General features: G+C 43.6%; 9 protein-coding genes. 2 read left to right on the top strand and 7 right to left on the bottom strand.

The genetic code is table 11. The features are described from left to right. The first annotated feature begins 100 nt into the window (after positions 1-100). Together JGK22_RS16925 and JGK22_RS16920 are read left to right on the top strand one after the other, a co-directional pair. Positions 101-703 carry a Uma2 family endonuclease gene (locus JGK22_RS16925; protein ID WP_293185974.1) on the top strand — a complete coding sequence of 201 codons (603 nt, stop codon included), beginning with the start codon at positions 101-103 and terminating at the stop codon, positions 701-703. 97 nt (positions 704-800) lie between these two features. Next, positions 801-1,424, top strand: a complete 624-nt coding sequence (locus JGK22_RS16920) for a hypothetical protein (RefSeq protein ID WP_293185945.1) — start codon at positions 801-803, stop codon at positions 1,422-1,424. An 86-nt stretch (positions 1,425-1,510) separates the two neighbouring features. Here JGK22_RS16920 and JGK22_RS16915 read toward each other — a convergent pair whose 3' ends face one another. The 7 genes from JGK22_RS16915 to JGK22_RS16885 form a co-directional block, all read right to left on the bottom strand. Continuing rightward, positions 1,511-2,575 carry an NAD-dependent epimerase/dehydratase family protein gene (locus tag JGK22_RS16915; RefSeq protein ID WP_293208253.1) on the bottom strand — a complete coding sequence of 355 codons (1,065 nt, stop codon included), beginning with the start codon at positions 2,573-2,575 and terminating at the stop codon, positions 1,511-1,513. A gap of 222 nt (positions 2,576-2,797) precedes the next feature. Next, entirely contained in the window at positions 2,798-3,454 is a 657-nt protein-coding gene (locus JGK22_RS16910; protein WP_293185943.1) for a Uma2 family endonuclease, read from the bottom strand. 459 nt (positions 3,455-3,913) lie between these two features. Beyond that, positions 3,914-4,678 (bottom strand): glycosyltransferase family 2 protein, encoded by a 765-nt coding sequence (locus JGK22_RS16905; RefSeq protein ID WP_293313245.1) that lies wholly within the window; start codon positions 4,676-4,678, stop codon positions 3,914-3,916. Between the two features lie 3 nt (positions 4,679-4,681). Further along, positions 4,682-6,421 (bottom strand): hypothetical protein, encoded by a 1,740-nt coding sequence (locus JGK22_RS16900; RefSeq protein WP_293313243.1) that lies wholly within the window; start codon positions 6,419-6,421, stop codon positions 4,682-4,684. 219 nt (positions 6,422-6,640) lie between these two features. Beyond that, positions 6,641-8,641, bottom strand: coding sequence for a chromosome partitioning protein ParA (locus JGK22_RS16895; RefSeq protein WP_293218647.1), 2,001 nt, complete (start codon positions 8,639-8,641; stop codon positions 6,641-6,643). Between the two features lie 143 nt (positions 8,642-8,784). Next, a complete protein-coding gene (locus tag JGK22_RS16890) occupies positions 8,785-9,189 on the bottom strand; it encodes a four helix bundle protein (RefSeq protein ID WP_293183875.1) in 405 nt (134 codons plus the stop codon). 66 nt (positions 9,190-9,255) lie between these two features. Continuing rightward, positions 9,256-12,270 carry a peptidase domain-containing ABC transporter gene (locus tag JGK22_RS16885; protein WP_293197812.1) on the bottom strand — a complete coding sequence of 1,005 codons (3,015 nt, stop codon included), beginning with the start codon at positions 12,268-12,270 and terminating at the stop codon, positions 9,256-9,258. Between the last annotated feature and the right edge of the window lie 268 nt (positions 12,271-12,538).

Here is a 12,538-nt window from a genome sequence, read left to right as displayed (position 1 = left end):
CTTTGAATTGTTATAATAAAAATTGCAAATTGTCCTATGTTTTGGGCTTTCTGAGATGAGGATTAATTTGCTAAAACAGCATCAATTTTAGGAAAAAATGATGGTAGAAACCAACTCATCGGCTGATATTGCACTCAATATTCCGCCTGCACTAACGCTCACCGTTACCCGCGAACAGTTTGTAGAATTAGCGATCGCCAACCGAGAGTTACAATTAGAACGCACAGCAACAGGAGAATTAATCGTGAACCCACCAACCGGAGGCGAAACAGGATATCGAAATCTGGATATAGAAGGGCAAATCTGGCTGTGGAATCGGCGTACTAGACTCGGTAAAGCATTTAATTCTTCTACTGGTTTTCACCTGCCAAATGGGGCCGATCGCTCTCCCGATGCAGCTTGGGTGTGTCAAGAAAGGTGGGATGCACTAACCCCAGAACAAAAAGAAGGTTTTATTCCGTTAAGCCCAGATTTTGTGGTGGAACTCCGTTCTAAAACTGACAGAATCAAACCGCTGCAAGATAAAATGCAAGAATACATGGAAAACCAGGTGCGGTTGGGTTGGTTGATAGATAGAAAAAACAGAAAAGTGGAGATTTACAGACAGAACCAAGAATTAGAATTGCTGGAAAATCCTGCAACTTTGTCCGGCGAAGATGTGTTGCCTGGTTTTGTCTTGGATTTGACAGAAGTTTGGGGATAAATGATGAATTTTGTTAAGGACAGGAAATTACTCATTCGACCGGCTTAGAAAAATTGATATATAATGTACAAATAAACAGATTGTGATTGAAAACACTATGACCAAGCAAAAAATCTTACAGGAAGGTCGAGAATATACCTTTCGTTCATACTTTGACTTACCTTATGAAACCGATCAAATTTTAGCAGAATTTGATTACTCACTAAGCAAAGGAAGGTTATCTTTACCGAAAACAACTAGACAGTTAGATAGACTGATAGAGCTGAGAGATAAAATAGAAGATATCCTTCCCTTAGTCAGTCTCAGCAGCGAAATAGCTAGAAGAGAATCCTTAGTATCCCCCGTACTTCTGGATCTGATCCGATACTGTCAATGTCAACTGCGATTTGAGTATACTCTCAACGTTAATAGCTGGTTAAAGGGAAATTTAGATTATCTCGTGAAGTCAAATCAAGAGTTGCTAGTTATTGAAGCAAAAAACGACGATATGACTAGAGGATTTACTCAACTAGCTGTACAATTAATTGCTATGTCGCACGTGGAAGACCAAAATATATTTTACGGTGCTGTGACAATGGGAGATGTCTGGCGATTTGGCAAGTTAGATCGAAATCAGCAAACTATTTTCCAAGACACTCATTTGTTTAGAGTACCTGACGATTTAGACGATTTATTTAAAGTAATGGTGGGAATTTTAGACGGGGATGAAATTTCGCGGTAGGGTGCGTCGCTTGCAGTCACTCAACTAGGTTCAAAAATTATCTTAGCGACGCACCTTACTATTAAAAATCTGCGATTGAAAAATCCCTACAAAATCGAACTTAAAACCACTTCATTAGCAGCAATCCAATCATAAATATCCTGCAAAGCCGCCTCCGGCCCAATCATAGGGTGCCATCCAGTCTTCTCCATCACCCTAGAAGAATCGGTAATAAAAATCGGAATATCCCCCGCCCGTTCCTCCAAAACCGGATTAATTGTAATAGACTTTCCCGTAATTTTTTGGCACAAATCAGTTGTTTCAACTAAAGACAGACTGTTGCTCAAACCACCACCAACATTAAACACTTCGCCGTCAAATTCCGCAAAATGTTCCAACTGATAATTGACTAATCTCAGCAAATCTTCAACGTGCAGCAAATCCCTAACTTGTTTACCACTGCCGCCAAAACCGATATAATTAAGCGACCTTTGAAAATAGTGAGCCGCCACCCACAAACCGCAAACTCCCTGATCTACTTTCCCCATTTGCCAAGCACCGGTAATTAACCCGCAGCGGTTGATAATTGCCTGCACGTTGTATGCTTCCCTGTACTCCTCAATCAGCAATTCCGACGCTAATTTAGTTGCTCCGTAAAGCGAGCGGTGTCCTTTTAGTGGGAAATCTTCTGATATGCCTAACTCCGATATACCGGGTAATGTTTGCTCTGGGGCGATCGCAAATCTATCATCCAACTCCAATAACTTGATAGACTTGACAGAGGCGATCGGATAAACCCGACTCGTAGACAAAAACAGCAAACTCGCACCAGTCTGTCTCGCCAACTCCAAAACATTCACAGTGCCCAGCAAATTCGTCTGCAAAACGTACTGAGGCGAACTAAAACCCGCCAAAACAGAAGGCTCCGCAGCGCAATCTATAATACAATCAGCATTGAGTGCAACCGGATCTAAATCAGCCGCCGTGCGAATATCCCCGTAAACAAACTGAATCCCGCAACTTTTAAGCCTAGGCAAATTCAATTCCGAACCCCGGCGGCGCAGGTTATCCAAACAAATTATTTGCCATTCCGGGTGAAGTTTATTCAGGCCAATTGCCAAACAACTGCCGATAAAACCCGCACCGCCCACAATTAAAATTCTCTCAGGCATTGACTCAACTTTCTTAGAGGATTAATTACTGCTGTTAAATTGTGTTGAGGTATAGCCTTTATCAAAAAGATGAGGTATGACTGTAAATGGAGTTTTTGATGCGACCTCGCTTACTATATAATAAATATAAGAGGGCTGAAGCCCAACAACGTACCTCACCTATCTGAGAAAGGCTATATGTCTCGCATTAAAACTTAATCATCTGTCAATTAATTTTGACAGCTATTCTGGTTCAATGCCCAAAGCCCGCAACTGATTTGCTAAACGTTCGACTCGCTCTTGGGCTTGCAGTGCAGCTTCCTCTGGCGTAGCAACTAACTCACCATCTGGGGTAAAATAACGCAATTTCCCATCGTGAATTCCCAGATATAATTCTAGTACCTCACTCCACAATCTACCAAATTCATTGGCAAGAATAGCTTGATATTCTTGACCAATTAAACGAAAACCAGCAAATTCCAAATCTTCAGGATCGAACCAAAAGTATTCGGGCGTTCTAAACCGATTTTGATATAATATCTTTTTTTCGTTGCGATCGACTCTGGCGGTAGAACTAGATAGCAATTCTATAATTAGATCGGGATATCTCCCCTCTTCTTCCCAAACTACCCAGGAACGACGCGGACGTTTTTCGGTATCGGCGATCAGAAAAAAATCAGGGCCGCGAAAATCCCGATTTTTCAATTGTTGCTGGCTGTAGTAAACCGTCAGATTTGCTCCAACAAAAAAGTCATTGCGATCGCGCCATTGCCATTCCAAACAGGCAACTAATAATGCTAATTGAATATAATGTAGGGAACTTTCCATTTCTGGCTCATCACTTTCAAGTTGACTGGCATCTGGCATCAATCTTGCCATTTCTTGGGCTGTAAAAACCATGACTTAATCCTCTCAATTTAGTATATCTTTTCAACCAAATTTCCCCATAGCCTCCTAAGTTAAATTTTACCGCGCGATCGCACTTTTGAGCTATTTGACCATTTTTTCGTAATCATTTCGCAGGTTGCGCCCGTTATCTATAGCCTTTCTCAAAAAGATGAGGTATGACTGAATCCTTACATAACCACTAAATTAAGAGGGCTTAAGCCCAACAACGTCCGCGAATCTTTCTGAGAACCGCTATAAGTTGCAGTCCCCATTTTTGACAGTTGACAGTTGACAGTTGACAGTTTGAGAGCGACCTCTACCCTTAAGTCCGAGGATTGGAGTAATGAATAGTCTGATTTTAATTTCTCCCTCAAAGACTTGGGGCTTTCAACCAATTCTTTCTGGTAAATAACCTCATGAATAAAGCCCGATCCCCTTACGCATAAATGGTTTAATTCCCATACTTAACTATCAAGTGTCAACTGCTTTTAACTCATTCATCTTTCTTGTTCGGTGGTAGTCGCCGCGAGAGAGATGTTTTTCCAGCCAGACATACAAGACAATAAACAAATACCGGCTTCCCATCTCTTTTATTTTCAACTTAGAAATACCAGCAGTCCGATTGTACCATCTCAGAGGAATCACCGTATAGGAAAAACCCCGGACAATTGCTTTTAGGGGAAGTTCGACAGTCAAATTAAAGTGATGGCTCAAAATCGGTTGTATACCTTCAATCACTTCTCTGCGATATAGTTTAAAAGCATTCGTGACATCGTTGTAACGCAAGCCGAAAATACTTTTGACAAACCAGTTTGCTAAGCGATTAATTCCTAACTTGTGAATTGGATAATCAACGACAAAGCCGCCTTTGATAAATCTGGAACCGAAAACGCAATCATATCCTGCTTGCAATTGGCGGTATCCTGCTACCAAATCCATCGGATCGTCGGAAGCATCCGCCATCACAATCGCCACAGCATCGCCTTCAAATTCTGCCAATCCCCGGCGCACGGCAAATCCGAAACCGTTGGGAGGTTGATTGTTGATGTATCTAACTGTGCCAAAAGTCTCTGACAATTCCTGGCAAATGTCAATAGTTCGATCGCTACTATTGTCATTCACAATCAAAATTTCGTGCGGAATCCCTTCTAAATCGAGCGTCTGGGCTAAAGCCCGCACAGTACCATCCAAACAGCCCTCTTCGTTGTGGGCTGGTATAATCACCGAAATTTTCACTCCTCATCCTCCACGCAACTGGACAAATTGGTTGTCCACAGGATTATACACCCAAGCTTTGATTTCGGTTTGGGCGATCGCTAAATCGCCACCAGACACATCAACCGCCCACCTCGCATTATTGTACAACTGTGATTTCAAAGTCTTAGCAATATCGGGACTGTCCAAATTTACATAAGCGTTAGCAAAAAAAGATTTTTTATCGCCGACAGATAGCAGTACAATATTCGGCTGTTTCCTATTGTCTGGCAAAACCGCCCAACCAGCAGCTTTCAATAATTTATCGCCCGTTGGAGGTTTGTCTAAATAGCCGTAAACTTTCTTGGTATTAGGAATAAAATCTACATTTTTGGCGAACTTTCTCCAACCCATTTTATCGATAATTGCAGCGCCTTCTCTCACCAGCCAAGTTTTTTTACTCAACACTCTCAAACAGCTTTCGGGCGAATTGTTGAAAAACTTCGACGGTTCGAGATAGTTAATTAACTGCAAACAATCTTGAGCGCCTTGTTTGTAAATAAGTGCAGAGCTAGTTTGGACGATCGCCTGCTGAGAATTAACAATAATTATACCAATTAATAGCCCTGAAACTCCTCTAAAAATCAATTTATAGTTGAATTTCAACAGAGCTTTTGTTTCTCGAATAAACAATTGTCCTAGCTGAACCAAAGCAATTAACAGCAAAATCGAATTAGTCGTATATCTAGAAGATTCGATCGCCTGAATTGCCCCAAATTCCGCCCTACCAGCCGTAATAAACAAAGCCGACAAAACCGAAAACAAACCTATTGACAGCCAAGGCAAGGCCTGATGTGGCAATCTCAAATCACTTGTGGGATGGGCATCTTGCCCGTCCCCACCCAATCCCAAATTAGTTAATAGAATCTTCTTCCCAAAATGCCATACAAAAAATCCAAAAGTTGTAAATATTACCAATCCTACAAATGCAGAAAGTCCAGGTGATCTAACAATTGGCGAACCCAATAAACTCAAAAAATAATCAATTACCACCAGCGGCTTATTCAACAATGCAATAATACTTGTTTTACGGCTAGGATGATAATCAATTGAGTAAATAGCACAAGTTGCTGCAAACAGCAATATCCATACAATTAATCTTCTTTTTTTCTGTACTCGATTTCCCTCCAAAGCCACCACAGCCGGAACCGCCACAAACCAAGATAGCAAACCTTGAGCCAGAGAAAAACTAGCAATAAAACAGAATATAGCAGCAATAGAAATTCTAATATTAGGCAATAATTTGTGAGTTGAAACCAGCGCATAAACCGCAGCTATAAAACACAGATTTACAAAAAACCAAGCTAATTGAAATCCCCAAAGCCAGTTTTCATGTTGAACCAGGGAGAAAAGTAAAATACAAGTTAAAATATTAGCTAAATGCCACAAATTATCCCCAACATTCTTAACCTGCATCGAGGATAACTTGTACATAGTCATAAAAGTTATCCCAGCCAAACCGATGCTGAGACACAACTGATAATTAATATTCCATCTGGAAGCAAAAACCAGCACAGCGATAATTAATTTCGGAAAGACTATGCGGTGGTTGCTGTGCAAAGCCCAAAAATCGTTAAACGTTACACTTCCCTGAGCTATTTTCTCAAACAGGCTAGCCAACCTCCACTCGTCATCAATGGGTACGTTAACGCTAAAAGTGGCTACAAATCCGATTAACAGGATAACAGGAATCAGATATAGCGTAAATAAAATACTTTTTTTCATGAATGTGCGATCGCACCAATTGCCATCACTATTTTATATTAATATCGTTAAATCATTCTCATCATGTTTGTAGTGAGGAATGCAAGTCCTCATAATTTGGGGGAATTAGGATTAAAGTCCTCAGTACGAACCGGGCTAATTAGGACTAAAGTCCTCACTACAAACCAGTCATCAAGTTTGTAGTGAGGACTTTAGTCCTATTCAATTCTGTTAACCGAATTACTTAACAGTCTTGAATGTATCCAGTTTGCCAGTAAATCGGTTGATAAACATCTGCAAAACAGTTCGCTTGCCGATATTGATATTAGAACTTACCGCCATTCCCGACTGCAAGTTAACTTCCTGTTCATTTGGCTTGCCCTTGTTCAAAATAAACTTTTGAGTCTTCAGCTTAATTTTGGTTTTGAAAGCGTAGTATTTCCGGAGTTCAGTAGGAGGTTCAGCATCGCTGCTAATCTCTTTCACTTCACCCTCAGCAGTACCAAACTCCAGCGCAGGGAAAGCTTCAACATTTATATCCACAGGTACGCATTGGTATTTTGTCAAACCCAATTTCTCTCTATTAACTTCCTTCTCAGGACACAGGCAGCTTTTACCTTTTTCGCAGTCAATCTTTTCTCCATCTAATTGTTTGCCGTGATATTTTTCTAATTTTTCTCGCTTGTTTTTCATACCATCCAAAACAAGAGCTACGTTGCTATTTTCCAGGTAAACAACTGCTTGCAAGCCGTTTTCATCATCCAAAACCTTGAGCAGCTTCTCTGTTTGCTGCGCTTCGTAATAAGCTTCTTCGCAGCGTTTGGGGCGCGGTTCTCCCGGCTTCACCACTGAGTTAATAATGGATTGGCATATCGGATCTTTAGCTAGATCCAACTTCGCATTCTCCTTCTTAGAAGGTTTCAAATCGAAGATAACGCCGGATACGGGAGCCTTCATAATTTGAGTATCGCGGACTTGCTGGGCTTTTTCTAGCTGAGCATTTACTTCGGACAGCTTTTTCAGGTTTTCTACTTTAAAACGGCTGAGTTGAGAATCGCTGCTGGCAATTTGTTTCTGGTTTTCAGCAATTTTGCTGTAAAGTTCTTTGGCCCAGGCATCCTTGGTGTTTTTCAACTGTTCTTGGGCGCGGGCGATCGACTCCTGAATGCGCGCTTGCTCTCCTTGCTGGCGCTGTACTTCAGCGGTAATTTTTTGGATGTCACCTTGACGCGCATTAATTTCGCCTCGGCGTGTATTTATCTCACCTCGGCGGGTGTTGATTTCGCCTTTGCGGGCGTTGATTTCGCCTTCGCGCTGTTTGATTTGATCTTGCTGTTTCAGAACGTCGCTTTGGCCTCTGAAAACATCTTGTTCCTGTTTTTCTCTTTGCAGTTCAGCGATCGCTCCTTGCTCTACCAGCGGGCCTAGTCTGCCCAAAATGCCTTGATTGGACTTCAATACTTGTTGGGATTTGGCTAACTGTTCGTCAGCCAAATCTTTCTGAGCCAGAGCTGATTTGACTTGCTCTTGGGAAGAGGCTAACTGCTGCTGAGAGTAATTTAATTGGTTCTGAGCAAAACCCAATTGTTGCACTGCTACATTCATTTGATCGCCGGCGGCTTTCTCAGCATTTTCAGCTTGCTTGAGTTGTTTGTCCAACTCCTGAACTTGCCCTTGGGCGGCGGCTACCCGAGACAGAAATTCCGATCGATAATTAACATACAGTCCTTGCTGGGTGGCATCAAAATTTCCGCTGGCTCCCCGGTTAAGGTACAGCTCGTCAATCAAAGCTTGCAGCACTTGATTTTGTGCAGCAAGGCTCTGTCTGTCTTTGATTGTGGATTCTAGGTTGGAAGGAATAGGGCCTTGAACTTTGCCGCTGACGACATCTTCGTAAAATTTATTTTCCTTTTCCAGCGCTTCTTTAGTTTTCTTAATCGATGTTAAATCAGCACTGGGTGCAAGGGGGTTGAAAGTGAGCAGGGGCTGGTTTTTTTCTACCCGATCGCCATTTTCGACGTGCAGCCTCACCACAGCGCCCGTAGCAGGCGCTTGGATGTCTCTAGCACCATCTTTGAGTTCCAATTGGCCGACAGCGGGGACAGCTTGCTCTACGCTAGCAAAATAAGCCCAAACTACGGCAGAAGTGGTCATCAGCATGATCGTCCACAAAAACAAGCGCGACCAAATCGCTGGTTTTTCCAGAATGACTGCTTGTTCAGAAAGGATTACCGATTTCATAGCCATATGTTATTTGGGAATTGGGAATTGGGAATTGGGAATTGGGAATTGGGAATTGGGAATTGGGAATTGGGAATTGGGAATTGGGAATTGGGAATTGGGAATTGGGAATGGGAATTGGTAATGGGAATTGGGAGTTTTTTTTATTTACGATCGATATCAGATATTTTATCAATCATTTTTTCTTGCTTACCACCTATTGAGTTTAGATAAGCATTTAGCTTTGGCGACAAGTCATCAATTATTGGTTGGAATTTATTTACCTGTTCTATTCCCAACAATTTTCTAGCATATGCCAGTCTCAACAAACTGATTGTTTCATACAAAGAGCCTCTGGCAATCTTCACAAAACGCCGATTGTCTTGATAATTATACCTGCCCCGTCCTTCTGCAATATTAGCACAAACACTATCGGCTGCACGTACAAGTTGTTTCCCCATAGTATCTTTCGTAAAAAAGTCCCACTCTTTGACAATAAACCAAACCTGATTTGCTAGTTTTTCAGCCAACTTGTAAACATCCAAATCTTCAAAATCCGGTCTACTCATATCCCAACCCTCTATTACCTATTACCCATTACCTATTACCTATTACCTATTCCCCATTCCCCATGATTATGTGTTCGATGACTCTTGTTGTTGGAATAGGCAGTAGTAACGCCCTTTCAGAGCCATTAATTCTTTATGAGTTCCGCGCTCGACTACAGAACCTTGATCCATCATAATTATTATGTCGGCGTTTTGGATTGTAGTCAGGCGGTGAGTAATGAAAAACACCGTGCGGCCGGCGAAAGATTCTGCTAAGTTGTTGCAAACTTGGCGTTCGGAATGGTAGTCCAAGGCGCTTGTAGCTTCGTCCAAAATCAGCAGTTTCGGGTTTTGCAAAATCGTCCGGGCGATCGCCAAACGCTGCCGTTGACCCCCAGAAAGCGACGCACCACGTTCTCCCACCACCGTATTGTAACCAGCGGGCAAGCCCATGATAAAATCGTGAGCTACAGCTAATTTCGCAGCTCGTACAATCTCATCCGTACTCGCATCGGGATTGCTCAAAGCAATATTTTCTTGGACAGTACAGTTAAACAGCAAAGTATCTTGCAGTACCACGCCAAGCTGACTGCGGAGCGAATATAATTCCACCTTGGCAATGTCATAGCCGTCAATAAAAATCCGGCCCGAAAGCGGGGCATAAAGACGCTGCAACAGCTTCATCGCCGTACTCTTACCGGAACCGCTTCCCCCCACAATTCCCACAAAACTGCCCTGGGGAAATTCCAAGTTCACATTCGCCAATTGCAGCGCGCCGCTCTCTAGGAATCGGAAGGAAACCTCTTCATAGGTAACCTGCCCTTGAATTGCCGGCAGCGGGATATTGCTCCGGTCTTCCTCGCTGGTTTCCGTGGGTTTGTCGATGATATCCTTGAGCATATCGATCGACATCGAGACCTCTTGGAAACTCTGCCACACGCTCACAAACCTGAGGAGCGAACCAGTCACGTTACCGGAAATAATTCGGAAAGCAATCAACTGACCCAAAGTAATGTCATTGCTCAGTACCAAATAAGCTCCCACCCACAACTGAGCCAAGTTACCCACTTGGTTTAAAAAACCACTAATCGTACCTGCCGTAGTCCCGGTCAGAATTGTTTTAAAACTGGCTGTAATATATTTTGCGTAACGGCTAGACCACTCCCAGCGGGATTTCAATTCAATATTTTGAGCCTTAACAGTTTGAATTCCGCTGACTACTTCCACTAGATAGGATTGAGAGTCAGCAAAACGCATATTTCTTTGTTTGATCAGGCGCAGCACCAGCGGATTGATCAGAACAATCATCAGCGCTAGTACCGGGACAACTGCCAAAGATACGAAGGTTAGTTTCACACTGTAGGAGAGCATCACGGCGACGTAAACCACCGAAAATACTGCATCGAGAACCACTGTCAGAGCGGTACCTGTCATGAATTCCCGAATCTGGCCCATCATGCTGAATTTGTAGACCAGATCTCCGACGCGCCGGTTGTCAAAATAACTCTGGGGCAGCCGGAGCAAGTGGTCGATTACCTCCGCACTCAATTTGACATCAATGCGGTTGGAAGTATCTACAAATAAGAAGGTACGCAAACCGTTGAGGAGTCCTTCAAATAGGGCAACACCTAACAGAAACGCACCCAAAATATCCAAGGTGTCGATGCTGCGCTGACCTAATACTTTATCAATAATTACTTGGCTGATTAAAGGGTTGGCAAGACCAAATAGTTGCACAAAAAACGAGGCGAGCAATACCTCAATAAATACTGTTTTGTGTTCCATCAGCGCCGGCACAAACCACCAGAAGCTGAACTGCTCTTTTTGTTCGACTTGCGGCTCTTGCAGCAGCAGGACTTCTCCCTGTTCTCCCCAGTCTTCTCTAAACTGAGGTACCCGCATCCGCATCAGCCCCTTTTCTGGGCTGGCTAGTACCAATTCTTGCTCGGTGATGCTGTAAACAATGGCAAAGCTATCTAGGAATTTAATCATGACCGGAGCTTTGATCCGGTTGATCGCATCTGCTGGCACTTGCGCCAATTGAGGGGTCAGGCCGATGCTTTGGGCGATCGCCCCACAAGCTTGCAGATTGATAACACCAGCGGTTTTTAACTGATTTTCTAGAACTTTGCGGATGATATCCCGACGAAATTTGATACCAAAATACTTGCTCAACATTTGGAAGCAAGCTAGCGGGGCATCTATTTGCCCTTTGGCGCGGAAAACTGGATATTTCCCCGCATCCTTTGGTGCGTCGATTTTGGGTTCTGGGGGACGAGGTGGGGCGATGGGTACATCATCAAAAATGATGCCTCGCTTTTTCCCTAAGCCTCCTGTTCCTGTGTCTGTCTCGCCAGTTAAGGGATCTTCTAGCTCTGATGGTGATGCTGAGGGTTGCCGGAAGCCTACCAAGCGGGCACCGGCGCTGCCTTCTACTTTTAAGGATTTGGCTGCATTTTCAGCAGAGAAACGGCTGCCGGTGGGAAACTCGCCCAAGACGCCGCTGCTGACTAGCCAAATTCGATCGGCATCTAGTTCGTTAGCGAGGTCTTGAGTTTTTTTGTTACCCTTTGGGACGTTGACAACTGTTGCGTCTTCCCAAGCTTGCCGAGTTAGTTCCTTGAGATCCGAAGTGCCGTCGGCTTGGCGCTGCAATTCCAGGCTCAACAGTTCAAACACTTCGCTCAAGGAAGAGTGAGCGTGAAAAGCTTCTCCAAATGTCGGCTGTTTTTCCAGTACACTCAGGAAATCTTCAGCAGGTAGGACGATCGCGATTACATCTGTAGAGGCGATCGCAGTTTCGCAGGGAACTCCTCTGAGCAAGCCAGCCCAGCCGAGAATTTCCTTTGACTGCACCAACCGCAAACTGACGTGGCGCTGCGATCGCTGGTCAAAGCCCAGCAGCCGGGCCTGACCTTGATAGATAATTGCCACCTGAGTCGGCATTTTTTCGCGTTCAAACAGGGGTTGCCCCGTCCGGTAGCCCAGGAGTTGGCATTTAGCCACCAAGGCTGTTAGATCCGTCTCTGACAGTCGGTCAAAGGGAGGTGTTTGAGCTAAGAAATCCTGAATTTGGGTGAGGGAAACAGCGGAAGAAGTCATCCAATTTTCGATTTTTGATTTTTGATTTTTGATTGAAGAATTGAGCCTACAGCCTTTACCGTTCAATTACAGACGCGGATGAGAGGGGCTGTAGCGGGCCTAGAAGTCATCCAATTTTCGATTTTTGATTGAAGAATTGAATCCACACATCAATCCAGAGTGTTTTTGTGACGATGCCAAGGTTTTTAAAGTCTCCAAGGATAAATCCGGGGGCCGATCGCCAAATTAGTTTCGGTCATCGGAAAATGTGCGTGGAAACCCCGTCCTT

Origin of the sequence: Microcoleus sp. PH2017_08_TRC_O_A (genome assembly GCF_020738665.1) — a bacterium.
GTDB lineage: Bacteria > Cyanobacteriota > Cyanobacteriia > Cyanobacteriales > Microcoleaceae > Microcoleus.
Note: the sequence above shows the minus strand (reverse complement) of the source record. Positions and strands in the feature narration are given on the sequence as shown.

Excerpts from the sequence above, each read along its gene's own strand:
- JGK22_RS16885 (WP_293197812.1), bottom strand. The coding sequence starts at position 12,270 with ATGACTTCTTCCGCTGTTTCCCTCACCCAAATTCAGGATTTCTTAGCT.
- JGK22_RS16895 (WP_293218647.1), bottom strand. The coding sequence starts at position 8,641 with ATGAAATCGGTAATCCTTTCTGAACAAGCAGTCATTCTGGAAAAACCA.
- JGK22_RS16890 (WP_293183875.1), bottom strand. The coding sequence starts at position 9,189 with ATGAGTAGACCGGATTTTGAAGATTTGGATGTTTACAAGTTGGCTGAA.
- JGK22_RS16910 (WP_293185943.1), bottom strand. The coding sequence starts at position 3,454 with ATGGTTTTTACAGCCCAAGAAATGGCAAGATTGATGCCAGATGCCAGT.
- JGK22_RS16925 (WP_293185974.1), top strand. The coding sequence starts at position 101 with ATGGTAGAAACCAACTCATCGGCTGATATTGCACTCAATATTCCGCCT.
- JGK22_RS16900 (WP_293313243.1), bottom strand. The coding sequence starts at position 6,421 with ATGAAAAAAAGTATTTTATTTACGCTATATCTGATTCCTGTTATCCTG.
- JGK22_RS16915 (WP_293208253.1), bottom strand. The coding sequence starts at position 2,575 with ATGCCTGAGAGAATTTTAATTGTGGGCGGTGCGGGTTTTATCGGCAGT.
- JGK22_RS16920 (WP_293185945.1), top strand. The coding sequence starts at position 801 with ATGACCAAGCAAAAAATCTTACAGGAAGGTCGAGAATATACCTTTCGT.